This window comes from Microcystis sp. LE19-8.1F (assembly GCF_027531715.1).
Lineage (GTDB): Bacteria > Cyanobacteriota > Cyanobacteriia > Cyanobacteriales > Microcystaceae > Microcystis > Microcystis wesenbergii_A.
Genome location: NZ_JAPZSO010000038.1, coordinates 1 through 24,900, shown reverse-complemented (window position 1 = coordinate 24,900; position 24,900 = coordinate 1). Strand labels below are relative to the sequence as shown.

23 protein-coding genes and 1 tRNA gene are annotated in these 24,900 nt (G+C 42.5%); 7 read left to right on the top strand and 17 right to left on the bottom strand.

From position 1 onward, the window contains the following. Window positions 1–186: 186 nt before the first annotated feature. Complete coding sequence (locus O9334_RS04380) at window positions 187–1,632, top strand: Ig-like domain-containing domain (RefSeq protein WP_287999558.1); 1,446 nt, start codon at window positions 187–189, stop codon at window positions 1,630–1,632. A 56-nt stretch (window positions 1,633–1,688) separates the two neighbouring features. After that, a complete protein-coding gene (locus O9334_RS04375) occupies window positions 1,689–3,926 on the top strand; it encodes an FUSC family protein (protein WP_045357233.1) in 2,238 nt (745 codons plus the stop codon). 433 nt (window positions 3,927–4,359) lie between these two features. Here the strand turns inward: O9334_RS04375 and O9334_RS04370 are convergent, their stop codons facing one another. The 7 genes from O9334_RS04370 to O9334_RS04340 form a co-directional block, all read right to left on the bottom strand. Next, the gene (locus tag O9334_RS04370; RefSeq protein ID WP_045357236.1) at window positions 4,360–6,432 is read right to left on the bottom strand and encodes an AAA family ATPase; all 2,073 of its coding nucleotides are present in this window, start codon (window positions 6,430–6,432) and stop codon (window positions 4,360–4,362) included. A gap of 72 nt (window positions 6,433–6,504) precedes the next feature. After that, window positions 6,505–6,681, bottom strand: a complete 177-nt coding sequence (locus O9334_RS04365) for a hypothetical protein (protein WP_190380114.1) — start codon at window positions 6,679–6,681, stop codon at window positions 6,505–6,507. A 101-nt stretch (window positions 6,682–6,782) separates the two neighbouring features. Beyond that, window positions 6,783–7,373 (bottom strand): 3-isopropylmalate dehydratase small subunit, encoded by a 591-nt coding sequence (gene leuD / locus O9334_RS04360; protein WP_045357240.1) that lies wholly within the window; start codon window positions 7,371–7,373, stop codon window positions 6,783–6,785. 9 nt (window positions 7,374–7,382) lie between these two features. Beyond that, window positions 7,383–8,201 (bottom strand): class I SAM-dependent methyltransferase, encoded by an 819-nt coding sequence (locus O9334_RS04355; RefSeq protein ID WP_045357244.1) that lies wholly within the window; start codon window positions 8,199–8,201, stop codon window positions 7,383–7,385. 5 nt (window positions 8,202–8,206) lie between these two features. After that, a complete protein-coding gene (gene cobU, locus O9334_RS04350; RefSeq protein ID WP_287999554.1) occupies window positions 8,207–8,758 on the bottom strand; it encodes a bifunctional adenosylcobinamide kinase/adenosylcobinamide-phosphate guanylyltransferase in 552 nt (183 codons plus the stop codon). A 48-nt stretch (window positions 8,759–8,806) separates the two neighbouring features. Beyond that, window positions 8,807–9,184 carry a phosphomannose isomerase type II C-terminal cupin domain gene (locus O9334_RS04345; RefSeq protein ID WP_045357249.1) on the bottom strand — a complete coding sequence of 126 codons (378 nt, stop codon included), beginning with the start codon at window positions 9,182–9,184 and terminating at the stop codon, window positions 8,807–8,809. Window positions 9,185–9,458: 274 nt separating this feature from the next. Further along, complete coding sequence (locus tag O9334_RS04340; protein ID WP_149975649.1) at window positions 9,459–10,742, bottom strand: flotillin family protein; 1,284 nt, start codon at window positions 10,740–10,742, stop codon at window positions 9,459–9,461. Window positions 10,743–10,867: 125 nt separating this feature from the next. Between O9334_RS04340 and O9334_RS04335 the strand changes: the two genes are divergently transcribed. Next, window positions 10,868–12,382 (top strand): SagB/ThcOx family dehydrogenase, encoded by a 1,515-nt coding sequence (locus tag O9334_RS04335; RefSeq protein ID WP_045357262.1) that lies wholly within the window; start codon window positions 10,868–10,870, stop codon window positions 12,380–12,382. A 43-nt stretch (window positions 12,383–12,425) separates the two neighbouring features. Here the strand turns inward: O9334_RS04335 and dndE are convergent, their stop codons facing one another. Further along, on the bottom strand, window positions 12,426–12,824 hold the full coding sequence (gene dndE, locus O9334_RS04330; RefSeq protein WP_004160206.1) for a DNA sulfur modification protein DndE: 399 nt from the start codon (window positions 12,822–12,824) through the stop codon (window positions 12,426–12,428). A 99-nt stretch (window positions 12,825–12,923) separates the two neighbouring features. Next, window positions 12,924–14,909, bottom strand: a complete 1,986-nt coding sequence (gene dndD / locus O9334_RS04325) for a DNA sulfur modification protein DndD (RefSeq protein WP_287999551.1) — start codon at window positions 14,907–14,909, stop codon at window positions 12,924–12,926. A gap of 254 nt (window positions 14,910–15,163) precedes the next feature. Between dndD and O9334_RS04320 the strand changes: the two genes are divergently transcribed. Next, the gene (locus O9334_RS04320; protein WP_287999550.1) at window positions 15,164–16,807 is read left to right on the top strand and encodes an alpha-keto acid decarboxylase family protein; all 1,644 of its coding nucleotides are present in this window, start codon (window positions 15,164–15,166) and stop codon (window positions 16,805–16,807) included. A 144-nt stretch (window positions 16,808–16,951) separates the two neighbouring features. Beyond that, on the top strand, window positions 16,952–18,343 hold the full coding sequence (locus O9334_RS04315; RefSeq protein WP_287999549.1) for an IctB family putative bicarbonate transporter: 1,392 nt from the start codon (window positions 16,952–16,954) through the stop codon (window positions 18,341–18,343). 135 nt (window positions 18,344–18,478) lie between these two features. Here the strand turns inward: O9334_RS04315 and O9334_RS04310 are convergent, their stop codons facing one another. Beyond that, entirely contained in the window at window positions 18,479–19,402 is a 924-nt protein-coding gene (locus tag O9334_RS04310; RefSeq protein ID WP_045357278.1) for an AAA family ATPase, read from the bottom strand. A 239-nt stretch (window positions 19,403–19,641) separates the two neighbouring features. Beyond that, window positions 19,642–20,565, bottom strand: a complete 924-nt coding sequence (locus O9334_RS04305) for a bifunctional riboflavin kinase/FAD synthetase (protein ID WP_045357313.1) — start codon at window positions 20,563–20,565, stop codon at window positions 19,642–19,644. A gap of 584 nt (window positions 20,566–21,149) precedes the next feature. Between O9334_RS04305 and O9334_RS04300 the strand changes: the two genes are divergently transcribed. After that, window positions 21,150–21,437: a BrnT family toxin gene (locus O9334_RS04300; RefSeq protein ID WP_080754235.1), complete on the top strand. Its 288-nt coding sequence runs from the start codon at window positions 21,150–21,152 to the stop codon at window positions 21,435–21,437. After that, window positions 21,403–21,726, top strand: coding sequence for a hypothetical protein (locus tag O9334_RS04295; protein WP_045357282.1), 324 nt, complete (start codon window positions 21,403–21,405; stop codon window positions 21,724–21,726). The genes O9334_RS04300 and O9334_RS04295 overlap by 35 nt, the downstream gene beginning before the upstream one ends. Before the next feature lie 210 nt (window positions 21,727–21,936). Here O9334_RS04295 and rplA read toward each other — a convergent pair whose 3' ends face one another. The 6 genes from rplA to rplS form a co-directional block, all read right to left on the bottom strand. After that, window positions 21,937–22,650 (bottom strand): 50S ribosomal protein L1, encoded by a 714-nt coding sequence (gene rplA / locus O9334_RS04290; RefSeq protein WP_045357284.1) that lies wholly within the window; start codon window positions 22,648–22,650, stop codon window positions 21,937–21,939. A 55-nt stretch (window positions 22,651–22,705) separates the two neighbouring features. Next, window positions 22,706–23,131 carry a 50S ribosomal protein L11 gene (gene rplK / locus O9334_RS04285; RefSeq protein ID WP_045357286.1) on the bottom strand — a complete coding sequence of 142 codons (426 nt, stop codon included), beginning with the start codon at window positions 23,129–23,131 and terminating at the stop codon, window positions 22,706–22,708. 3 nt (window positions 23,132–23,134) lie between these two features. Beyond that, window positions 23,135–23,752 carry a transcription termination/antitermination protein NusG gene (gene nusG, locus O9334_RS04280; protein ID WP_045357289.1) on the bottom strand — a complete coding sequence of 206 codons (618 nt, stop codon included), beginning with the start codon at window positions 23,750–23,752 and terminating at the stop codon, window positions 23,135–23,137. Then, window positions 23,749–23,985, bottom strand: a complete 237-nt coding sequence (gene secE, locus O9334_RS04275) for a preprotein translocase subunit SecE (RefSeq protein WP_002765998.1) — start codon at window positions 23,983–23,985, stop codon at window positions 23,749–23,751. The genes nusG and secE overlap by 4 nt, the downstream gene beginning before the upstream one ends. A 124-nt stretch (window positions 23,986–24,109) precedes the next feature. Then, window positions 24,110–24,182: transfer RNA gene (locus O9334_RS04270), tRNA-Trp, on the bottom strand. 102 nt (window positions 24,183–24,284) lie between these two features. After that, entirely contained in the window at window positions 24,285–24,647 is a 363-nt protein-coding gene (gene rplS / locus O9334_RS04265; protein ID WP_002738040.1) for a 50S ribosomal protein L19, read from the bottom strand. Between the last annotated feature and the right edge of the window lie 253 nt (window positions 24,648–24,900).

Genomic DNA, 24,900 nt, shown 5'->3' with positions numbered 1-24,900 from the left:
CCTATTGCCTATTGCCTATTGCCTATTGCCTATTGCCTATTGCCTATTGCCTATTGCCTATTGCCTATTGCCTATTGCCTATTGCCTATTGCCTATTGCCTATTGCCTATTGCCTATTGCCTATTGCCTATTGCCTTTTGCCTCCTGACTGACTCCTGATAACTGATAACTGATAACTGATAACTGATGAAAAGATTAGCTTGGTTCGATCGCTTAGTGTTAGCAACTATTTTGGCCTTAATTGCTGGGATATCGTCGATTTTGATCCAGGGAAATCAAGTTCCTACCCGAGGGGAGAATTTTAGCTGGCAAGGACGAAAAATCGGCGTTAGGGACAATTATTTTACTTTAAGTTTTAATCGACCGATTGACCGTTCCGACATAGAAACCAGCTTGGTGATCGATCCTCCCTTGCCGGGTAAAATTAGCTGGGCCGGAGATCGCTTGACCTATACCTTGACAGAATTGCCGATCTACGGCAAAAAATATCAAGTAAAGTTACCCATTGCCCAAGGTGAGGACTTTATCGGGGAATTTTACAGCCACGATCGAGCTTTTGCCTATATTGGAGTCAACCAAGAGGAAAGAGGCCGTTTAATCGTCTGTAATATCATTCAGGGGGCAAATAACGTCACAGAACTGAAAAAAACCATCCTTACCCCTGGGGATCTGGTGGTCACGGATTTTCAAATGTATCCGAGGGGGGAGAGAATTTTATTCTCGGCCTTCGATCGCTCCGACTTAGGACGAGATACCCCAAAACAGCAACTTTACACAATTACCACGGGTTTAAATCATGACGAAAATGGTCAAAATTTGCCCAGTGGTCGTATAGAAAGGTTTTTAGATGCGAAAACCTATCAAAATCTTCGTTTTAATCTCTCAGATAACGGCAAAACCCTAATCGTGCAGAGAATTAATCATGGGAATCCGGGGGATGCCAGTTTATGGGTAATCAGCGATGATGGACAATCGCGACCGTTAGGAATGCAAGGGGATAATTTTTTACTATCTCCCGACGGTAAAAAAGCGGTTGTCAGTCAAACGGGAGGGGTAGCGGTGATTCCTTTGGATGTCCAAGCGGGAAAACCGCAATTTTTGCCTACCTACGAGAAAATCCTCGCTTTTTCCCGGGATGGTCGCCAGAAATTAATAGTGAAATCAGAACCGGATAATCAGCGATCGCTATTTTTGCTCAACGATCAGGGAGAGTCAAGACTACTATTAAGAACAGCTAATCCGATTATTAGCTGTGAATTTGAACCGCGACAGGAAAAAACCCTTTACTGTCTGAAAAGCGATCTGGTCATGGGCAGCGATGGCAAAGTGAAAGAAGAACCATTTTTAGGGATTATTGACCTAGAAACGGGTAAAATGACACCCCTGCTGGCCTTACCTAATTATCGGGACGTACAGATGAGTATGTCTCCTGATGGCGTGGCCTTATTATTTGATCAGTTAGTAACCATACCCTTTGGAGTCGGAAATGATTTAGTCACTGGGGAGGGATCGAGCATTGCCGATGGTCGTCTCTGGTTATTACCACTTCCTGATCAGTTCAGTCCCAATAGCACCCCGAAAATTCTACCTCAAGAACTCAACGCCGGTTTTAAACCCCGTTGGCTGCCCTAAAATTATTGATCGGTAGCTATGTTATCAGGTTCAAGAGTTAAGTTTTCAGTGAATTTATGCTACTTCAGCGATTTACTTTTTTATTGCGTCCTAGTGGCGATATCGAGATCGAGCGGGGGATTCGGACTTTATTAGCGATCGCAGTACCGATTATTGTCGGTGATATTTTAGATCGGTCAAAATTGGGGTTAATGGTCGGTTTAGCGGCTCAAACCTTGATTTTAGCCGATGCGGGGGGACTTTACTGCCTGAGAGCGAAAACCCTAGTCGCTACGACTATTGGGATGGCTCTAGCTTTGATTATCGGCACATTAGCCAGTGCTTGGCTAGGATTGACCGTAGTGATAGTTTTTTTCGGGTTGTTTCTAGCGGGTTATTTGACGGTTTACGGGGAAAATGGGGCGTTAGCTGGGTTAGTAATTAGTTTATTGCTGCTTTTTGCTGTTTCTTTGCCATCGGGAGATATTGTCGTCGCTTTACAACGGGCCGGAATCGTTGTGTTGGGAGGGGGATGGACAATTTTTTTAGCCCTGTTTATCTGGCCTTTTCGCCCTAATCAGCCTTTACGTCAGGTAACGGCGGAAAATTTTCAGGGTATCGCCACTTATCTCCGCTCTTTGCCCTTGCACTCTCGTTCTAATGCTAATGAGGAGCCATATTTTGACAAAATCCGGCAACTGTTGCTCCGTTCGAGGAAAACTGTCACCTTGACGCGTCGGGGACGTTGGGGAAAAAGTGAGCTGCGGGAATTGTTAATCGTCTTGATCGAAGATAGCGATCGCATTAATACCAGCTTAATCGCGCTGCGAGAATTGCTTCATCTTCATCCCTTGCCACAACTGACCACGGTGGCTATTTTATTAGAAGATATTCTCGTGCAAGTGGCGGAAATTTGCGAAGATATTGCCTGGTTAATTTTGGGTAGAAATAAACAACCGGATTGTGAGCGCTTGCAGCTATTACTCAAGGCGATCGAGCAACAAAAAAACCTGCAAGCTAAAGTTTTAGAAAATGCCCAGGATGATTATAGCAGTTATGTGGCAATTTCCCAATTAAATAATCGTTTAAAAAAACTATCTAAACAGCTAAAAATAGCCAGTGAAACAGCGCAACATTTGCGGCAAAGCGAGAACTTTTCCGATAAAAAAAACCTCTGGCAGCGGAACTTTGAAGGGATAGAACAAGAGTACAGTCAAGAAAAAGCTTGGTGGGAACCATTAAAATCTAATTTTAATCTAGAATCGCCCCTATTTCGCCATGGTTTACGCTTGGGTTTGGGAAGTGCCCTAGGAGTGTTGATTTACCATAAGCTAGGAATTACCCATAGTTTTTGGATTGGTTTAACCTTAGTTATTGTGTTAAAACCAGATTTTAGCTTGACTTTTCAACGCTTTTTTAATCGGGTGTTTGGCACGATTTTAGGCTCGTTTTTTGTTTTGGCATTGTTGCGAATTATAGATAATCCGATCTGGTTAGAAATTATTGGGTTGATTTCTATAGCGATCGCTTTAACTTTGGTGCGATTTCACTATAGTTTAGCCGTATTTTTTATCACAATTTTTGCTTTAATTATCAGTCGTCTCGATGCCAGCAATGCCGGGATTAATTTAGAGTATATCAGAATAGTTTATACTTTAATCGGTAGTGCTTTAGCCTTTGTACTTTCCTTCGGTTTTTTACGGTTTAATGAAGATGAACGTTTTTCCCTCGCTGCCATTAAAGCATTAGAAGCTAATCAAATATATTTTCAGTCAGTTATGGCAGTTTATTTAGGAGAATCATCCTATCAAACTGCAATTTTATCTTCCCATCGCAATAAAGCTCGAAGAGCAAATACAACTATGCAAACAGCCCTACAAAGATTAATTGATGATCCTAGCACACCCTTTCCACAAATGGAACCGGCAATCACTTTAAGTAATTATATTCCTCGTTTTGGTCGCGGGGTGACAGTTTTATTGACGGAATTGGAACAATATCGCGGTAGTCCTCCCCATCCCAATCTCAGTCTGTTCACGCAACAAATAACCCAAGCTTTGACGCAATTAACCCAAGCTTTGCAAACAAATAATCTTCCTCTTCCCTTACCTCCCCTCGAAGATACTTTAGAAGAAGTCCTTGATCATTTGCAAGAATTGCGAGAGGAAAGGTTAGTAGAAATTGGCAATCAACAAGAGGGAACTAATCTCCAGAAATATTTAGGGGATTATAATATTGTCACCACGGAACTTGTGGAATTATCCAGTCGTGTTGGGGTAATGAACACAGCAATCGATCGTTTTATTAGAAGTTAAAATTTAGTTATTAAGTAGTTGGACAAAAGTAAAGTTAACTGTGGGGTAAGGAGTCGGTCGTCAGGAGTCAGTAAGAATTGCGGCAATTTACATTTCTTAAGATAGACAACAGAATTTATGTCCGACTACTTACAACAAAATTTTTGTAAATCTACTGAGTTGGTATTTTTAAAGGGAAACTGTCTTCTAAAATTGGTCATTATTTCCGATTTTATCACTCAATCCAAGCTTTTGGGGGGTTCTACCCCCCAAACTCCTAGGGTTGATTCAAGGTAGGGTTGATTCATGTCAACCCTACCCAAACCCCGGAGCGCATTAGCTTTTCGGTGAGATGCTTACACGCGATTGTTCATATTTTCGTACCAATTTAAGAGTCACTGATAATTGCTGGTTGTCCGTATTTCTGCAAAGGTGAGATGCACCCATTTAGCAGTCAAGAGGAAAATCGATTAACTTCGATAATTTCTGTATATTCAAAATTATTAGGACTGCGTTTCACTAGAGAATAATCAACACCATGAAGATGAATTAAATCCTCTTGACAATCCGCTTTCGGAGAATTATAAACTAACACATATTCTTTACCAATATAGGGAGAAATCTCGGTTTCTACTTCTCCTCTCCATTGAGTTTTTGTCACTAAAACAACTAACTGATTGGCTAATTTAGGAATAGCGATCGCAACTTGCCGACGATAGATATGATCAAGACTACCAAAAGGGGAATCCATCACCAGAGGAAAAGTGCTGCTATCAATTCCCATCAAAGTATTTTTCTGACTCCATTCTCGCACTCGATCGATAATTCCCCCGATAAAAGATAAACTAAGAATCTGATTTTCTCCGGTGGAAGCTGCCACGGGAATGGCAAATCCTGTGGTATTTTCTAATAATCTTACCTCGTAATCGGGACTAATACGGGGAATATAGGGAGTAAAAGAAATTGAGTTAAAGATTTCCTGTACCCGTTTTTCTAAGGACAAACGAAACTGATTTTCTAATCTCTGTCTTACCTCACTAATGCGATTAATTGCCTCTTGAGTCGCTAAAATACGTCGTTGTCCTAAATTATATTTTTCCTCTTTTTGTTGCTGTTTCTGTACCTGTTTTTGCAGGGATTCTAACTCTTTTTGGTAGATATCTAGTTGATTTTTATTGCTACCCTGTTCCAAGCGTAAATCTTTTAGGGAATCCTCGATCGCATCTAAGCGAGATTGCAGATTTTTAATATCTTCATCGGGATAATGGCGAAATTTATCCCGAACTTCATCTAATTCTGATTCTACCAAAGATAATTCTAAGCGCCACTGGTGAATATTAGCTTGATAACTATCCACTTCTTGCCAAAAATCTAAGACTCGTTTATCTATTTCTTTGACTGTGGAAGATAAGCGAATAGCTGCTTCTTCTACATCGGCCATTCCTGCTTTATTCATCCAATCTTGTACCTGTAAATAAGCTTGGCTATTTTCCTGTAATTCCTGACCACAAATACATTTTTTCCGCTCTAATAATTGTTGGACAAATTGCTGTTTGATACCACTGGGTAATTCCCCTTGTTGTCTTAGGCGATCAATTAATTGCTGAAAATTTTGATTAATTTCTTTTAAAAATACTTGATAAGCTTGCTGGGAAATTAATTTCTTTAACTTATCTTTAGTTCTGACTAAATCTTGCCGCAGATTTCTTTCCTGTTGTTCTAATTTTTCTTTTAACTGTTTTAATTCCTCGGCACCACTTAACTCTAATAAGCGATTAGTAACGGCTTTTTTTAATTCTTCCTGCTGGGATAACTGGTTAATAATATCCTGCTGACGCTGTTTTAATTTCTCGAAATCCTGCTCGATTTTACTTTCCTGTTTCAATAACTTTTTTAAATCCGATTCTCCTAAATCTTTAAGCTCATCTTGTAAAGATTTCTTAGCTTTTTTTAAATGCTCGATCGCTCGATCTAATACTTTAACTCCCAATAATTCTTTTGTATCCTCGGCGATTTTACCTTGGCTACTACTGCGAAATTGATGATCGATATATTCGCCATCAAAAAAGAAATAACGGTGTAAACTTTCGGGTAAAATTTGATTAATAATATCCTCCGCTGGTTGATTGGGTGTGTACCAATTGCCATCATCACCAGCGTAGAGCATATATAAACTATTTGAACCGTATTTAATTTTACTATTTACATCTTGGTAGGCGAAAAATTTTCGTTTTACCTGATAGCGTTTATTTTCATGTTCAAAGTTTACTTCTGCGGAACATTCTATGGAGGTCCCCGTGGTTACTTCGGTAATTGCCCGTTTATTAACTAATAACTCCGGTTCGGCAAAAGCTGCCGTAAATTTTTCATACAGTACCCAAGTACAAGCATTTAAAATTGTTGTTTTTCCCGCCCCATTATTGCCATAAATTACCGTCGTATTGCGAGAACTTGCTGCTAAATGTATCTCAGGAGTCTTACCATAAAATTGTCGAAAATTACATAACTTTATTGATAGTAGTTTCATATTTATATAGAGGGGCTGATGGGGAATTTTTTTCAGTGAACAGTAAACAGTGAACCGATAACTGATAACTGATTATTGAATGACTTCTTTAATAATCATTAAAACATCATCATTGATATTGCGAGGATTGCGCTGGTATAACTTATCTCTTTCCAATTTTAAAACGCGATCGATGATTTTTCGCACATCTTCGGGAGCGTTTAAAATCGGTTCTTGGATATTTTGGAGATTATTATCAGGATGAGTCATAGGGCAGATTTTTTAATATTTACAGCCGCTGCATTTCAAATAAAATCCTTGCCGGGGTACGTTAATCTATTACTAACGCACCCTCAGCCTAGATTGTTTCCCTAGACGAAACTTAAATAAGGTAACTTTTGGGCGGTAGATTGAATCAGATCGAGATTTTGTAAAAGCTGTCCGCAGGTATCCCAACCCCCTTCTATTAACATCTGTCGGGAACCTTCATTCATAGACACGGTAGCGACAAAATCCCCCCATTGCACTGTCATGGTTGTCAAGGAAAGATCGACGGGAATTTCGGGATTAGCTGCAATTAAATCCTGTAAATGGGCGATAGTTTTTGCCTCAGCAGTGACACAGGGAACCCCATTAGCGATACAATTGCCAAAAAATATTTCGGCGAAACTTTCCCCGATAATTGCTTCAATTCCCCAACGTAAAATCGCTTGCGGTGCGTGTTCCCGAGAAGAACCGCAACCAAAATTACCATTGACTACCAAAATTTTCGCCCCTTGGTACTGGGGTAGATCGAAAGGATGACTTCCCTGTAAAGCCGCTCGATCATCGGCGAACACTTGTTCTCCTAAACCTTCAAAGGTGATACAACGCAAAAAACGAGCCGGAATAATGCGATCGGTGTCAATATCGTTGCCTCGCAAGGGTAAAGCTCGTCCGGAGATGGTTTTAACTTGACTCATGATCTTTTTCTAACTTTTACTAGCAGTGACAAAAAAAGTGGTTGCATCTTGCCATACTCCCTGATCGGTGGCATTTTTCTCGATTTCTCGGCGATAATTGTTCACTAGAGTCGCAATTTCGGCAGCCGATAGGCGGTCAAAAGGGTTATGCTGAGGATAAAAATACTGCCCATACCAGAAGTTTTTGGCGGTTTCTAGGGGCAAATATCGACCTAATTGCTCGACATTGACCGATATATTGGTAAATCCCGCATTTTCCAGCAATTGATGGCATTTTTCTGGGGTGGCGATGGGAGTATGCAGATTAGGCAACTCAAAACCACTATGTTTGCGACAAACACCACTGATCAAGGGTAGGAAGTGGGATTCTAAATTATTACAGGAAAAAGCGACCGAACCGCCTTTTTTTAACCATTGATACCATTTTGCCAGCACTTGCGGGATATCGGGGAAAAGTGCAATCGCCAGAGAACAGGTAATCAGATCGAAACTAGACTCGGCAAAGTCAATGGCAGCTATATCGGCGTTAATTAGGTCAATATTCTCGATATTTAATTCTTCTAGCTTTTTTTCGGCTCTGGCAATCATTTCCGGCGTGAAATCAACCCCGATGACACTTTTTACTTTTGGGGCAATTGCGGTCTCGCGTAGCGAGCGCGTTGCGACCGCAATAAATCCCGTTCCCGTTGCCACGTCTAGCACAGATTGGTTTTTTTGTAAATAGAGATAATTTACTAATTTAAGGGCGCGAGCTTGTGTAAAATCGTTATCGTAATCGTGACGAAGGGCATAAAAATCAATCACTTGACGCTGATAATCGTTGCTCATCTTCTCTATTGCCCAATTATCGACAAAGACTGACCCAATTGACTTAAATTAAGAGCATGGCCCCCGGTAACTAGATAAACCGCGTCTGCTATTGTGCCAATTCTACGACAGAGATCGCCTAAACGATCGCGAAACAGACGACCGAGGGGATAAGCGGGAACCACACCCCAACCGGTTTCTTCCGCTACCAGAATAACATCAACCGCCGCGTTTTTGAGGGAAGACAAGAATCGATCGCTGGTTTCTAACCATTCGGCTGCCGACATTTCTAAACAATTGGCTACCCAAGTACCGAGGGAATCGATCAATAAACAGTGAGAAAATGGGCTATTATCAATAGTTTCGCTCAATTGTCGGGGAATTTCTTGGGTTTGCCATTGGGGGGAACGTCGCTGCCGGTGTCTTTCAATGCGATCGCACCATTCTTGATCTTTTTCATCCACCGAGGAGGTGGCGATATAAATAACGGGTTTTTGGCTGATTTTGGCTAAATATTCGGCCCATTCACTTTTCCCAGAACGGGCAGCCCCTGTAACTAGGATAATTTTTTCATCCACGATCGAGATTTTGGCAAATAACTAAAGTATATACGGAAGAAAACTGTCCTATTCTGCATCATCAAAACGGTGAATATCATCATCTCCTAAATATTCGCCATTTTGCACCTCAATCATCACCAGAGGAATAGAACCGGGGTTTTCCAACCGATGACGGGTATTCATGGGAACGTATGTAGATTCTTTTTGTTTGAGGAGAGTTTCTTTTTCATCACAGATTACCCGCGCTGTACCGGAGACGACAATCCAGTGTTCACTGCGATGGTAGTGCATTTGGGTACTCATGTGATGGCCGGGTTTAATGACAATGCGATTGATGCGATACCGGGGACCTTCCTCCAATACCGTCACCGTTCCCCAGGGGGGAGTCCGCGTCATTTCTATGTCTTGGGGAGAAGGGGAGGGAGCATTAATTAAGTCATCCATGGCGGTGGTCTCCAAACTTGATTAATATTTTAGTGGACAATAATCAGTAATCAGTTATCAGTGAACAGTAATCAGTGAACAGACAGGACTTTTACTGCCATTTAATACTGCTCACTTAATACGATTTTTCTAAAGTAATGGCAGAGATAGTTAATTACCCTCACCCCCAACCCCTCTCCCAGAAGGGTAGAGGGGATTAGGATGCCTGCCACAAATAAAGAAAAATGGTACAATACTCTATCCTCCTACTGATAACTGATAACTGATAACTGATTCAGGAGGGCAATTGTTTAAAATCAAAATTTGTGTCTTTACCCTTGACAGATGGCTCGGTTTGTGCTAGGCGATTAGCCATTTGTACCAGATCCACCCCGGTAGCTTGACGCAATTGTTCGGCAAAGGCAGTCATTTTCGGGACAAGATTACCATCACCCCCGTCCACTACCGTCACCGTTTGCACCTGCACTTCTGGCACACTAGCGACCATTAATTTAAGCAATAACTCCAATTTTTGATATAAAAAGATGTTTTTAGCGTTATTTCCCGCCCCTTGCCAAGAAGCTGCCAGTTTTTTGGTTCCTTCCGCTTGCGCTTTCCCCTGTTCGATAATTTTGGCCGCTTCCCCCCGGGCTTTTGCGATCGCTTGTTGACATTCCGCCGCCGCAGGGGCGATCACATCTGCTTGTAATTGCTGTTTCACCTGCTTAATTCGGGCAGTTTGTACCGCCACTTCTGCCTGTACTTTAGCTAAATCCGACATAACCACCGATTCTACCTCAGCAATCATGGCGCCGCGCTTAGTTTGAGTGTCGCGCACCCGTTTTTCTGCGTCAGCTTTGGCTATTTCTAAATCTTTTTGGATACGACGCAAAGCGGTTAGACGTTGATTCTCGGAAGCCTTGATAATCGATGTTTTTCGGGCTTTTGCTTCTGCTATCCGGGCATCTCTCTGTAATTCGGCTTTTTGCTTCCGTCCGATCGAATCGAGATAACGCACCTCATCGGAGATATTCTGGATCTGCAAACTATCCAAAACTAAACCCAATTTTTCCAGATCCTGTTCCGCTTCTTCCAGGAGACTTTTAGCAAAAGCGATCTGATCGGAGTTCGCTTGTTCTGGGGTTAAATTCGCCAGGACACCGCGCAAATTGCCCTCGAGGGTTTCTTTAGCCAATTGTTCGATTTCCTTGCGTTTCTTGCCCAATAAACGCTCGATCGCATTATGAATAATCGGTTCCTCCCCGGCAATTTTAATATTCGCCACCCCGGTGACGATCAAAGGCACACCGCCCTTAGAATAGGCATTAACCACCCTGAGATCGATGATCATGTTGGTCAAGTCCATTCGATACACTTGTTCTAGCATAGGTAAACGAATACTGCTGCCCCCTTTTACCAAACGATAACCGATGGTTTTGCCCGTGGCCGTGGGACGACGACTACCGGCAAAAATTAAAACTTCACTCGGTTGACAGATATGGTAATAGTTACGGATGACTAATAAACCCGCACCTGTCCCTAAACCGAAAACTCCCAGTAAAACAGCGATAATTTCCATAGATTTTATGTAGGTGAAATTGGTGATTATCTTTACTTTTAGCCGATCGACTCTCTGGCCGGTTGATTTTTTGGGGGTCATCGATATTACACTAAAAAGTAAAGCTTAGACAGCCTATCTTTATCATGCCAGATCAGCCAATCTCGATCGCCCAATACTACCACGAGCGGACCAAATACGACCCCCAGACGATCGCCTCAAAAAGTAAAGGTCTTGATTGGAGTCAACAACCCCATCCCTTTAAAGAATACAAAATCGGTCAGACTTTCGATCTCAAACCCTACCTCTCCCGTCAAACGGTTCCCCAAAAAGGAGACTTTTGGCGACGTATATCGCGAATTTTGGGCTGTAGCTATGGGTTAACTGCCAAAATCGCCACTATGGGTAGTCCCTTGTACCTACGTTCCGCACCCTCTGCCGGTGGATTATACCCCGCCGAGGTCTATCTGATCTCCCGTGGCACGGAATTTTTACCCGCCGGTCTCTACAGTTACCAAGGTCAAAGTCACTCGCTGCTTTTATTCTGGGAAAGTGATGTCTGGACGAACCTACAATCTGCCTGTTTCTGGAATCCTGTTTTAGAAAATACCGATATCGCTTTAGTTACCAGTGCCATTTTTTATCGATCCGCTTGGCGCTACGAAGATCGAGCTTATCGGCGTATTTTCCTCGATACAGGGCATTTATTAGGCAATATTGAGCTATCAGCCTCGATTAATGACTATCGGGCCCATTTAATCGGTGGTTTTAACGATATCCAGATGAATGAATTGCTTTATCTCGATTCCGAGAAGGAAAGTGTCATGACGGTGATTCCTTTGGCAGATCTGCTCAATATCCGGCAAAATCTCCCCCATAGTACCACGGCACTCCCTTCGGCAACCACGACTCTTTATCCCGAAATTCCCGAGGGAGAATTATTAAACTCCCTACACCGAGCCACTATCATAGCTACAGATGAGAAGATAGAAGCAACTGTTACCCCCTCTAATTGGGAAGATAAATATAATTTTCCTTTTTGTCTAAAAGTTTCCGTGACATCCCGTCCCGTCAATTGGGGGGAAGATTTAATCGATCTCGAAAGTACGATTCTTAAACGCAGATCTACCCGCGCTTATAGTGGCGCTAGTCTCAGTTTAGACGAATTGCGAGCTTTGCTGCATTTCACCTATCAACCCCAAGATTATGTCGGACAAAATCTCGATCCCAATCCCGATTATTTTGCTCTGGATTTATTGGAAACTTTTATCGCTGTTTCGGCAGTAACTGGATTAGAGGAAGGCTGTTATTATTATGCTCCTAAAGCCCAAGAATTGCGGCAAATTCGCTTTAAAAATTTCCAGCAAGAGTTACATTATCTCTGTTTAGGTCAGGATTTGGGACGAGATGCGGCCGCTGTGGTTTTTCATACGGCGGATCTGTCAAAAGCAGTGGCTAAATATGGCGATCGAGTTTATCGTTATCTTCATGCAGATGCGGGCCATTTGGGACAGAGATTAAATTTAGCGGCTATTCATCTGGGGTTAGGGGTTAGTGGTATCGGTGGTTTTTTTGATGATCAAGTTAATGAAGTGTTAGGAATTCCCTCCGATGAAGCAGTTATCTATATCACTACTTTAGGCCGACCGAAAGTTTTTTAAGGTGAGTTTGAACCATTAAAGGATTAAGGATAAACCTCCTTGATTAAGATTCTCTGAGATTTTCTCTCTCTAATTCGATTAAATTATCGATTTTTTTTAGCTTGGTATCCCCAGCAAGATAACCGATACCGCGATGTAAATGTAAGCGAAATTGTTGAGTTAGGGTTTCTTTATCGGTTCCCAATCCGTCTTGATGACAACGTTGTTTAAGGGCAATTAGGAAAATATCGGCCATTTCTCCCCCGAATACTTTCCAGGATAATTCTACATTGCTATCGGCAGGAATGGGAACGGGAGAGGGGAGACTCGGTTCGGCAAGGGAACGACAAAAAGCCCAACGACAGAGGATATTCCATTGGTCAATTTTAGTGTAGCGTTTTAATTTTATGAGGCTATCTTTGGCGGTTTGAGATAGTCGAAAACGTTCGATCGGTGATTCCATAATTTATAATTTTACCTCGATCTGACTGATGAGAAAATAGTTAGTCATTCTCAATCCTGTTGGGCGAGAATTTCTTGGGAATTTATCTCAGTCATAATCTTACCAAAAGTAGCGATCGGGGTGAATAGTAGTTTGACGTTGTTGGGAATTGTATTCTAGCAGGTATTTTCGGGCGATTACTTCCTGTTCTTCTAATAAGAGTAGCTCATTTTGTCCAATTTCTGTATCGGTAGAAAGGAGGATGACTTGAGAGGAAGCAGCGGGAAAATAACGTTCAACTAAATTATGGCGATGGGAAGAATCTAAACGTCCGAGGGGTGTATCGATAGCGATGGGCAAATCTCGTCCGGAGACTCGCGCTAATCCCCACAAAAAAGCGATCGCTAATAGTTGTTTTTCTCCGGCAGAAAGACGGTGTTTAGGCACATTTTGTCCATCGGGACCAAAGAGAGATAGACCAAAAGTATCAGCATCGATCGCTATTTTCTGCACCAGATCGGATTTATGCAATAAATAACGAAAACATTCCGCCACTTCTCCCTCTAATCTATTTAATTTTTTTAAAGTTAAGCGTTCTTTAAATACTTTTAAAGTTTGCTGTGCTTTGACAATAGCATTGACGATATGTTCGTTACTTTGGGATTCTAAAGCTTTCTCACTATAGGCAAATAATTCTTTTTTAGTCTTCTCAATTTTCTTTTTGATTTCTTCATAATTTTTGTGGCTTTGCTCGTATTCTGCTTGAGCATTTAGATACTTTTTCTGAGCGGTTTTTAAGTTATTACTCAGGGTTTCGTATTCTTCGGGAGAGGCTGCTACTGCTAATTCTCGCTCTAAATTATCTAAGTCAGCTTCCAGATTTCTTAATTGTTCCATCGTTTGATGAGCGAGGTTAATTTGTGCCGGTAATTGATGGGTTAAGACTCGGTTTAATAACTCGATCGCCTCCTCGTCTAAATCTAAGTAAGGAGCAATCAAAGAATCGCTATCCTCAGCTAAAAACTGATTTTCTTGCTGTAAAAATTCTCTAATATTCTCTAGTTGTTCTAAAGTTAAATTCAGTTTTTTTAAATAAGCCATTAACTTTTTATCCCTGGATTCTAAAACCGATTGAGCGACTTGAGACGATTGAAATTTTAGCTCTTTTTCTCCCTGAATTTTAGCCGATTCTAGGAGAGGAAAAATTAACTTTAATGGTAAAAATTCCCCCGCCAATTGACCTAAATATTCTCTCTGTTTATCTAACTTTTTATCTAAATCCTTTTTTCTGCTCTCTAATTGACTTCTTTCGGCGGCAATTTTTCCGCCATCAATGCGAAATTTATCCGAGACTGCATCAAAATCATTTCTAACTAAATCTAAATTTTTTTGCTGAGTTTCCATCTCTTGCCTAGCCAATTCTAAATCCTCTTGGTACTGGGCTAATTTTTTCTCGATCGCTTCAATAGTTGCCAGTTCATTTTCTGCCGCTAATAACCGGCGCTTGCGACCAGCTAAAATATCGAGATCAACGGCTAATCTTTCCGCCAATTCTAACCCTAATAAAGTCTGCATCGAATCCTTAACGCTGTCAGGAGGTACATCCTGTTCCGCCAATTCTTTTACCTGTTCCCCATCAAATAAAAACAGGTTAGAAATACCCAAAGGTAATAAAGTTTCAATATATTCATCCCAAGTATTAGCTAAGGCAGGATCGGGCCAATCCTCATCTAAAATACCGAGGGTATCCTTACCATCTTTGGGCTGTTTTGTCCAGTATCTAACGATACGATATTGTCGCCATCGTTCATTAACTAGATGTTCAAAAGCCAGTTCAATTCTCGCCTGATCGATGAGGGAAGCTTGATTATTAACTGCTTGACTGAGAAACTCAGCATAACTTAAATTATTGCGAGTAGAACATTTGGCCCGCGCACCGTACAAAGCCAAACGAATCGCATCCATTAAAGTAGTTTTACCGCCCCCATTCATGCCTCCCAAAAGGATAATCGGACAGGGATTGTTGTCTTTTTCGGGACGTAAATTAATCACTTGACGACCGGCGTAGGGACCGAAATTTTGCAAAACTAATTCAGTAAAAATCATTAACAGTCAGCCTTATTTAAGTCGAAAGTTTTAGGTAATCTCCTGTAAAAATTATACCTGAAAAAGTGCCGCAGATATTTTTTTACACCCAAGAAAAAACCCCAGACTTTATACTATAGCATTGATCACCAGCGCCTAGATATAATCAAGGTTTCCTGATTTTTACTTTCCAGTTTATTACTGAGCATGAGCCTATTTTTTGAAAAAATCGTTATGATCGGCGTGAAAGTGCCAACACAGGGGAGAAAATTGCTATGATCACCATCGGCGAATATTTATGCCAGTGTCTCCATAATTTAGGGGTTAATCATATTTTTGGGGTGCCGGGGGATTATGTCCTCGATTTGATGGATGTTTTGGTGGAAAGTCCGATCGAATTAGTTTGCACCTGTAATGAGCTTAACGCGGGTTATGCCGCCGATGCCTACGCGCGAGTCAAAGGTATGGGCGCTGTCTGTGTCACCTACGGAGTCGGGGGATTTAGCCTTGTTAATGCTGTGGTCGGTGCTTACGCTGAAAGAGTTCCCCTGGTGGTAATTAGTGGAGCTTCCGATCGCTCGATTCGCCGGGATAATTTATTATTACACCACACCACGGGCGATTATAATCTGCAATTTTCCATCATGGAAAAAGTCACGGTTGCCTCGGTTATTCTCACTAATTCCGCCCAAGCAGCCAGTCAAATCGATCAAACTTTAGCAGCTTGTTTGCATCACAAACGTCCCGTGTATATCGAAATTCCCCGGGATATGGTCTATCGTCCCTGTATCCCCTCGGAAAAGCCAATTTATTTACCCGATAATCTCACCGATGCCGCCGCTTTAGAAGAAGCCATTGAAGAAGCGGCTTTTTTATTAGAAAAAGCGGAAAAACCAATTATTTTAGCAGGGGTAGAATTCCATCGGTTTAAACTCCAGGATAAGTTGCTGAAACTTTTAGAAGTAACGGGTTATCCCTTAGCCACCACTATTTTAGGTAAGTCGTCAATTTCGGAAATGCAGCCGCAATTTATCGGCACTTATGTGGGAGCATTAAGTCGCGAATACGTTAAGCAACGGGTGGAAAATGCCGATTGTGTCCTCTGTTTAGGGGCGATCATGTCCGATATGAATTTAGGCGGATTTACGGCTAATTTAAATCCCAATAATTTGATTAATGCCAATTCCGAGAAGGTAAAAATTAAACATCACTTTTATCAACCGGTATTCCTAGGAGACTTTATCGATGGTTTAATTAATAAGCTAAGTCACAAAGAAGCGGCTACACTAGAGATTAAACCTGCGGCCGAATTGAAGAATTTAGAATTCATTGCCGTGCTGGAGCAAAAATTAACTAATGCTCGTTTTTATGAGCGAATGAATCATTTTATCGCTCAAGAATCTTTTGTTATTTCTGATACGGGGGACGCAATTATTGCCACAATTGATTTATTAATGCCCCAACAAACCGACTTTATCGGTCAAGCATTTTATCTCTCTATTGGTTATTCAATTCCCGCCTGTTTAGGAGTAGCTTGTGCCGCACCAAATACTCGTCCTATCGTCTTTGTGGGGGATGGTGCTTTTCAAATGACCGCCCAGGAACTTTCGACCATTATCCGTCACCATCTCAATCCAATTATCTTTTTAATTAATAACGATGGTTACACGATCGAGCGGGTAATTCAGGATAATATTTATAATGATCTACAACCGTGGAAATATCACCAATTACCGGCAGTATTTAACGGGGAAAGTTGGAGTTGTCAAGTCAGCACAGAAGGGGAATTAGAAAAGGCTTTATCGATTGCCCAGGGTAACATCGATCGCCTATCATTTATTGAAGTACATCTCGATCGTTTTGACTGTTCCCAAGGCTTAACTCGTTTAGGTCAAGCTTTACGTTCACCCCATGCTTAGACTGGTGACGCTATTAGGTTTTGACCGTATGAAGCTGTCCTAAGACACCAGATTGAAACTCTTTTGGCTCCCAAGAGTCAACAATTAAGATACAATCGGTATCTTAATCAAAGTGTGATGGTGACAACCGCAACTAAAAACCCTATGAATGCTTTATGGAAACAAATCACCCTATTGAACTTTTCGCCTGCTTCTTGGTCAAAATATAGCTATCTGCATCGTTTAGTCGGCCTTTTTAGTCAATGGCGACAGGGTAGCCGGTTTGTGCAGTGGGCAGAATTGATGGGTGCGCTGTTAATCTCTCTCCTTATCGCCACCGCGCCGTTTTTCTCCACCAGTCAAATCGGTTTTTTGCTGTTAGCAATAGCGGGTTATTGGCTATTGTTAACCCTTGTGGATGAAGGCAAAATCGGGGTGACACCGATTCACATTTTGGTGCTTTTATACTGGGGAATTGCCACAGTTTCTACGGCTTTTTCTCCCGTTAAAATGGCGGCTTTGGAAGGACTAATTAAATTAACTCTCAATCTCATCTTTTTTGCCTTTACTGCCAGAATTATGCGCTCACCACGCCTAACAAATTGGATTCTGACTACTTTAGTTTTAACCGCCTTAGCAGTCAGCATCTACGGCATTCGTCAGCAAATTTTTGGTGCGGAACAGTTAGCAACTTGGAATGATCCTACTTCAGAATTAGCGGGAGATACTAGGGTTTATAGTTATCTCGGTAATCCTAATTTATTAGCTAGTTATTTATTACCCAGTATTGCTTTTAGCGGTGCAGCCTTGTTTGTGTGGCAGGGATGGCTACCGAAAATTTTAGCGGCTTTATTAACTTTAGCCAATGCCGCTTGTTTATTTTTTACCGAGAGTCGTGGCGGTTGGATTGGTTTGATGGTCTTAGGAATTGTCTTCTTATTGCTATTATTTTATTGGTTCAAAAGTTATCTACCTTTATTTTGGCAAACATGGCTTTTACCTTTAGTTTTAGGGGGTTTAGCCGTGGTGATTTTAGGGGCGATTTTATTGGTGGAACCGCTGCGAATTCGGGTGATGAGTATTTTTGCGGGACGGGAAGATAGTAGTAATAACTTTCGGATTAATGTTTGGGATGCAGTTATTCGCATGATTCAAACCTATCCACTTTTGGGCATCGGACCGGGTAATGATGCTTTTAAGAAAATTTACCCCCTATTCATGAAGCCAAAATACACGGCTTTAAGTGCCTATTCTGTGGTATTAGAAATCATGGTAGAAACGGGAATTATTGGTTTTACCTGTTTCCTCTGGTTATTAGTCACAACTATCGGCCAAGGCATCCATCAAATTAAACTTTTACGCGATAAAATGGATAGTCAAGGCTTTTGGTTAATCGGGGCAATTGCCGCTATGGCTGGAATTCTTGCCCACGGTTTTTTTGATACGGTTTGGTATCGTCCCCAAGTTAGTACCCTCTGGTGGTTAGTTTTGGGTTTAATTGCTAGTCGTTGTGGCGTTGTCAAGTTTGAAGATGATGGCGCATCAGAGCAGACTTGAAAACGCTTTAAGAGTAAGGCTCTCGTTGTGTCGCAATTCATTCTTCATATTCTGATTTGACAACGCCAGTCGTTGTTATTCCCCCACTAGGGGTTTTGAGCGCGGCAATTCTCTCCTCTAGGGGTTCAAAGTAGTTCAGGCACAGATGCGATCCTCGATCGCCACCGATTGCAGAAGTCTTTCCACGATAGCTTTAGCTTGACGACCGTGACTAGGAATCAGACGATGGCAGAAGACGTAGGGAGTAATAAACTTAACATCATCGGGGATAGCATAATCGCGACCTTCGAGGAAAGCGTAAGCTTGAACTGCTTTTTGCAAAACCACACAACCCCGGGGACTGACTCCTAAACTAATATCTTCGTGGTCACGGGTAGCGCGGACTAAATCGACGATATATTGCTGTAAAGTGGGAGCGACCCGAACCAGACTGACTAATCTTTGCAATTCTCCCACCTGTTCTAAGGAAATACAAGCTTCTAGGGATTTAACCGCCTCTTGAGAATGCTGTCTTTGTAACATTTTTAATTCTTCTGCCGCGCTGGGATAACCCAAACTCAGGCAAACGGCAAAACGGTCCATTTGCGCTTCTGGAAGCGGAAAAGTACCTTGATATTCGATCGGGTTTTGGGTGGCGATAACAAAGAAGGGTTGGGGGACCGGCCGCGCTTCTCCATCAATGGTAACTTGTTTTTCTTCCATGACTTCTAGAAGTGCCGATTGGGTGCGCGGGGTGGCCCGGTTGATTTCATCGGCCAACAGGACGTTAGCAAAAGCGGGGCCGGGGATAAATTCAAATTCGCGACTGTTGGGGTTCCAGATCGTGGTTCCCGTGATATCACTGGGGAGGAGGTCAGGGGTGCATTGTACCCGTTGGAAACGACCGTTAATTGAACGCGCTAAGGATTTGGCTAACAGGGTTTTGCCGACTCCGGGGACATCTTCCAGGAGAGCGTGACCACCACTGAGCAAAGCCACCAGCACAAGGCGAATCGATTCGGTTTGGCCGACGATGCTCTGGCTCAAATTTTCCATCAAAATATCAATAGCGTCTCTCATAGCACAAATGGGGTATTCTGTCAAGAAGATTAATGTTAAGTTTTTTTTAATCTTAACGATTCTTTTCCTAATTTGCCCAAACTAGCGAGGAAAGTTGACAGACAATGGCGGGAAATTTTCTGCTAGGGAGCTAATCGGGGTTAGGGTTGGGAGCATGAAGAAAATTAGTTAAGAATTGTTGCCAGTGGGCGAAATCAAGATTTTAAGTCGGTTCAGGTGGAAAGAGAATACCAAAAATATTAGGAGTTGTCAGTTACAGAAGTTAGAATTAATCGAGAGCGATCGCAGTCTATCTCGATCTGATTTTTTAATCGATCGAGAGAATTAAATTTCTGTTCTGGTCGCAGGAATTGCACTAAATCCATCGTTAAAATGCGATCATATACATAGCCCGACCAATCCAATAAATGGATTTCCACACTGATAGTTTTTCCCTCGATCGTGGGACGATAACCGATGTTCATAACTGCCGGTAAGCGAGAAGCATCGAGATGCACCCAACCGCAATAAACCCCGAATCGCGGCAATAATTTATCGGGGGGAACCTGTAGATTAGCGGTATGAAAACCTAATGTTCTGCCCAGCTGTTGCCCGATGACCACGCGACCGGTTAAACTGTAGGGACGACCTAACATTTGCCCAGCTTGCTCAACGTTTCCCGCCGCCAAAGCTTGACGAATTAGGGAACTACTAATCCGACCCGCCCCACAGTTTTTTAAACCAACAATCTCGACTTTAATATTAAATTGAGAGGCGATCTGTAATAAATCTTCGGCTGTACCTTGACGACGATAACCGAAGTGAAAATCTTGACCAACACTAATCGATTTAGCCTGTAATTTTTCTACTAAAATCTGTTCGACAAAAGCCAAGGGAGTTAGGGAAGCTAATTCAGCAGAGAAAGGCAGTAAAACTAATTGTTTAACGCCTAAATTCTCTAAAACCTCTACCTTTTCCCCTAGAGGAGTTAATAATTGCCATTTTTCTCCCGTAAAAAATTCCCGCGGGTGGGGAGTAAAACTAACAACGGTGGGATAAGCGGGGTCATCCCGAAAAATTGGCTGTAGGACGGTTTGATGACCTAGGTGCAAACCATCAAAGTTACCAAGAGCGATCGCACTAGGGGCTAAAATACGGGCATTAGGGGAATCTACAATCCACACGCTGGCTTTAGGAACAGATACAAGAGAATAGTTCAAGCGATTAATCTTGAGTGTAGCCTTTTGATTCTATATCAATCGGGCGATCAAGCCAAAAAAACGCCCCCAATTACTTGGAGTCCTTTGGAAGCTTTAGCAAATTGAACCTGAACGATCCAGGTGCGATCGGGCCGGAATTCCCAATTAATTGCACCAGAAAGATCAGGGAAACAAGCATTCATTAATTGTTCAGTTCGTTCTTCCCTTGGTCGTCTGTGGTTGTTCTTCGTGCTTTTGTGGTTTCCCAATCTGAGCAAGCATAAGTAACTGGTTATAATTAAATTAAAAATTGATTTTAGGTTCGATCCCCCCTGCTCTCCTTGATAAGGTAGGGTTGATTCATGAATCAACCCTACCCTTGATAAGGGGGGTGTCTGATAATTTTTAACGCCTAAGTAGTCGTGCAAAATAATTTCCTAGTGAAGAAAGGCAAAAGGCAAAAGGCAAGAGGCAAGAGGTGGTTAGATATGTGTAATTAATTTTGCTTAGGTACTTAGTAAGGTGGGCGATTTTTATACCACTTATTTTATTTATTGTGTATAATTGAGATGGTGACGACTAATTTTGAATGGGATGAAGATAAAGCTAAGATAAATCTGAGAAAACACGATATTTCTTTTAATGAGGCTAAAACTGTCTTTGAAGATACCTATTCTTTGACTTTAGATGATCCTACTCATTCAATCTTAGAAGATCGTTTTTTGACAATTGGTTATTCTAGTCAAAACCGCTTGCTTTTAGTTGTTCATACTGAAAGACAAGGAAACATCAGAATCATTAGTGCTAGGAGAGTAAATAAACATGAAAGAAAAATCTATGAACAAAGTAATCAATGATCCCATCAACGATGATGAAATGTTAGATGATTATTCTGAGGTTTTAACGGAGTCTCATTTAAAAAATGCAGTGAGAGGAAAGTATGCTCGGTCTTTAGCAGATAAAGATGCTTCTACCATTAAGATTATAGCAGAAAATGAAGAGAGATGTGTTAACATGAAAACTATTGAAGTTGAAGCATTCGTTAACAATGAAGGTCAATTAACCGTACAAGTTCCCTCAAATTTAAAAGAAGGACAATATCATGCTGTATTGATTATAGAAGAACCCAAAAATGAAAATCAATGATCTTATACTAAATCCCTTGAGTATAGGCTACATATCAGGACAGGCAAAAGGCACTCTTGCAAAAGGCACTCTTGCAAAAGGGTGAATAAATAATCAGTTTTTAATAACCAGATTTAGTATTAGAATAGTTGAAAATAAAGATAAGGAGATAAAATCCCAAAAAAACACCCCCAATCCCTTGGAGGCTTTTTCAGGAAAAAATAACTGTCATTAACCTTCCGCTAATTTCAGATCCCGCAGGGCGCTAATATCCACCTGAATCGATGGCCCCATGGAGGAAGAAACGTAAACCGTGCGCCAGTAACGCCCCTTGGCCCCGGAAGGCCGGTTTCTGTCCACCGTTTCCTGTAAAGCTTTCAAATTGACTAACAGATCCTCGGCACTAAAAGAAGCTTTACCAAATTGAACGTGAACGATCCCGGTGCGATCGGCCCGGAATTCCAATTTACCCGCTTTAAACTCAGCGATTGCCCCGGTTAAATCGGTGGTTACGGTTCCCCCTTTCGGTGAGGGCATTAAACCCCGTGGACCGAGTTGACGACCTAATTTAGCCACTTTCGGCATCATATCGGGGGTGGCGATCAAAACCTCGAAATCCATCATCCCCTTGGCGATTTCTTCGATTAATTCTTCTGAACCAACGATATCGGCCCCGGCGTTGTTCGCTTCCTGTACCTTTTCCCCGCGAGTAATGACCGCTACTCGCACCGTGCGTCCGGTTCCTTTGGGTAAACTTACCGTTGTCCGCAGTTGTTGGTCGGTATATTTAGGATCGATACCTAAACGAATATGAGCTTCGGCGGTTTCGTCGAATTTCGCCGTCGCTAATTCCTTTAATAATGTCAGTGCCTCTAATGGCTCGTAGGCTTTATTTTCTACCTTAGCCTGGGCATCTCGCAAACGTCGTGAAACTTTTCTTACCATCTGATTTGTTGCTCCTTGGGTAATAACGAAGCTTAACTTCTCCCCGAAATAAGATTTAGTCTGAGATCTTGACACCCATATTTCTGGCCGTTCCCGCCACAATATTCATGGCCGCTTCGATGTCGTTAGCGTTAAGATCGGGCATTTTAGTCCGGGCGATTTCGCGTAATTGGTCGCGGGTAATGGTGGCGACAAATTTCTTGTTAGGTTCGTTGGAACCTCTTTCCACACCGGCCGCTTTACGGATGAGAACGGAAGCCGGGGGAGTTTTGAGGATAAAGGTAAAACTACGATCCTCAAAAACGGAGATTTCCACAGGGATGATCATCCCGGCCTGATCGGCGGTTTTAGCGTTGTAATCTTTACAGAACGCCATAATATTTACCCCGTGTTGACCTAAAGCAGGACCGACCGGAGGAGCAGGGTTAGCCTTACCAGCAGGTAAAGCTAGTTTAATAATTGCGACGACTTTTTTAGCCATGATTTAGTTTTGTTTTTCGACTTGATTAAATTCCAATTCGACCGGGGTATCCCGACCAAAAATGGAGAGCAGGGCCTTGAGTTTGCCGCGCTCGGGACTAACTTCGATCACTTCCCCTTCAAAGTCCTTAAATGGACCGGATAGGACCAAGATTTGATCGCCAACTTCCATATTGATTTTGACGACGGGTTCTTGAATCTGAGCTTGTTTGAAGATGCGATCGACTTCTGACATACTCAAGGGTAGCGGGGTGACGTGACCGCGGCCGCGTCCATAGTGCCGTTTTTGTTCGGCCCCGACAAAGTTGATCACGTGGGGGGTGTTTTTTACCACCTGCCAAGCGTCATCATCCATGATCATTTTGATCAGGACATAACCGGGGAAGACTTTTTCCTCGCCGTGTTGCCGTGAACCATCCTTGCGGACTTTGACGGTGGCCGCTTGGGGAATCTGGACTTGCAGAATGCGATCGGCCACATCGAGGGTGTGGATGCGCTGTTCCAAATTAGCTTTGACCCGTTTCTCACAACCGGAAGCCACCTGCACGGCATACCAACGGGGTTTTTTCGGTAGGTCGCTAAGATTGACTTCTTCGGGAAACTGTTCTTCTTCTAGACTCATGGGAACACCTTCCCCGCACCCCAGGCAAAGAATTTATCAATCAGATAGATGAGAGTGGCTACCAAAGTCACCATTAACATCACGGCCGCTGATTCACTCAAAAGTTGCTGACGGGAAGGCCAGACGACTTTGGCGAGTTCTTCTTTGGTTTCATTGACGAATTCCTTGACCTGAAAAGAGCTTCCCTCTTTCTTGTCGCTCGTGTCTTTTTCTAGGGTTTCTTTTTTGGCCACGATCGCTACTCCTTAAAATGATACTCAAGCTATCCTTAACTTATCATTTTCACCGGACAACCCACACTAACCCCCAGACATTTAGATCATGTCTTTTGCAGTTATCGGCTTGGTGATTACCAAACGCGCCCTGGAGGACTTGAACCCCCGACATCAGGTTTTGGAGACCTGCGTTCTACCAACTGAACTAAGAGCGCCCATTCGCTAAACTATTTGGCTTTTTTTAAGGCCTTTATTTATTATAGCGTAGTTGTTGGCGATTGAGCAACTTTCTTGGTTAGGCTGTCGCCGGAAATTTTTTAGAGAGGGCGATCGAAACGTTCTTGTACCCTGGTGGCTTTGCCAACCCGATCGCGCAGATAGTAGAGTTTCGCCCGACGTACTTTACCACGACGGATGATCTTGATACTGGCAACCCGGGGCGAGTGCAGCAGGAAGACTCTTTCTACTCCCACACCCTGGAAGACTTTGCGTACTGTAATCGTTTCGTTGATACCGCCATGGCGTTTGGCGATGACAATACCCTCGTAGGGCTGAATCCGCTCTTTATCTCCTTCGACGATTCGCACCCCTACCCGGATCGTGTCACCGACATGGATAATGGGCAGATCGCTCTTGAGATACTCGGCTTCGATTGATTTGATAATCTCTTCCGTTTTCATCGGCTTTCGTAAAACTCACAATTTCCCATCATACCATATTTCTTGAGTAAAAAGGGATAGCTAAGTAGTCGTGCAAAATTAATTTCCTAGTCGAGACAGGAGACGGTCGTCAGGAGACGGGAGACGGGAGACGGGAGACGGGAGACGGGAGACGGGAGACAGCTATTAGGGATCGGATTTGAGTTTTCAGTTCACTGTTTCCTCACACCAGAAGTCTGACGGAGTAGTGGCTTAGATGTGTAATTAATTTTGC

What these genes read in the sequence shown, in the direction of transcription:
- O9334_RS04380 (WP_287999558.1), top strand. Translation starts at nt 187, where the DNA reads ATGAAAAGATTAGCTTGGTTCGATCGCTTAGTGTTAGCAACTATTTTG.
- O9334_RS04375 (WP_045357233.1), top strand. Translation starts at nt 1,689, where the DNA reads ATGCTACTTCAGCGATTTACTTTTTTATTGCGTCCTAGTGGCGATATC.
- O9334_RS04370 (WP_045357236.1), bottom strand. Translation starts at nt 6,432, where the DNA reads ATGAAACTACTATCAATAAAGTTATGTAATTTTCGACAATTTTATGGT.
- O9334_RS04365 (WP_190380114.1), bottom strand. Translation starts at nt 6,681, where the DNA reads ATGACTCATCCTGATAATAATCTCCAAAATATCCAAGAACCGATTTTA.
- leuD (WP_045357240.1), bottom strand. Translation starts at nt 7,373, where the DNA reads ATGAGTCAAGTTAAAACCATCTCCGGACGAGCTTTACCCTTGCGAGGC.
- O9334_RS04355 (WP_045357244.1), bottom strand. Translation starts at nt 8,201, where the DNA reads ATGAGCAACGATTATCAGCGTCAAGTGATTGATTTTTATGCCCTTCGT.
- O9334_RS04345 (WP_045357249.1), bottom strand. Translation starts at nt 9,184, where the DNA reads ATGGATGACTTAATTAATGCTCCCTCCCCTTCTCCCCAAGACATAGAA.
- O9334_RS04340 (WP_149975649.1), bottom strand. Translation starts at nt 10,742, where the DNA reads ATGGAAATTATCGCTGTTTTACTGGGAGTTTTCGGTTTAGGGACAGGT.
- O9334_RS04335 (WP_045357262.1), top strand. Translation starts at nt 10,868, where the DNA reads ATGCCAGATCAGCCAATCTCGATCGCCCAATACTACCACGAGCGGACC.
- dndE (WP_004160206.1), bottom strand. Translation starts at nt 12,824, where the DNA reads ATGGAATCACCGATCGAACGTTTTCGACTATCTCAAACCGCCAAAGAT.
- dndD (WP_287999551.1), bottom strand. Translation starts at nt 14,909, where the DNA reads ATGATTTTTACTGAATTAGTTTTGCAAAATTTCGGTCCCTACGCCGGT.
- O9334_RS04320 (WP_287999550.1), top strand. Translation starts at nt 15,164, where the DNA reads ATGATCACCATCGGCGAATATTTATGCCAGTGTCTCCATAATTTAGGG.
- O9334_RS04315 (WP_287999549.1), top strand. Translation starts at nt 16,952, where the DNA reads ATGAATGCTTTATGGAAACAAATCACCCTATTGAACTTTTCGCCTGCT.
- O9334_RS04310 (WP_045357278.1), bottom strand. Translation starts at nt 19,402, where the DNA reads ATGAGAGACGCTATTGATATTTTGATGGAAAATTTGAGCCAGAGCATC.
- O9334_RS04300 (WP_080754235.1), top strand. Translation starts at nt 21,150, where the DNA reads ATGGTGACGACTAATTTTGAATGGGATGAAGATAAAGCTAAGATAAAT.
- O9334_RS04295 (WP_045357282.1), top strand. Translation starts at nt 21,403, where the DNA reads ATGAAAGAAAAATCTATGAACAAAGTAATCAATGATCCCATCAACGAT.
- rplA (WP_045357284.1), bottom strand. Translation starts at nt 22,650, where the DNA reads ATGGTAAGAAAAGTTTCACGACGTTTGCGAGATGCCCAGGCTAAGGTA.
- rplK (WP_045357286.1), bottom strand. Translation starts at nt 23,131, where the DNA reads ATGGCTAAAAAAGTCGTCGCAATTATTAAACTAGCTTTACCTGCTGGT.
- nusG (WP_045357289.1), bottom strand. Translation starts at nt 23,752, where the DNA reads ATGAGTCTAGAAGAAGAACAGTTTCCCGAAGAAGTCAATCTTAGCGAC.
- rplS (WP_002738040.1), bottom strand. Translation starts at nt 24,647, where the DNA reads ATGAAAACGGAAGAGATTATCAAATCAATCGAAGCCGAGTATCTCAAG.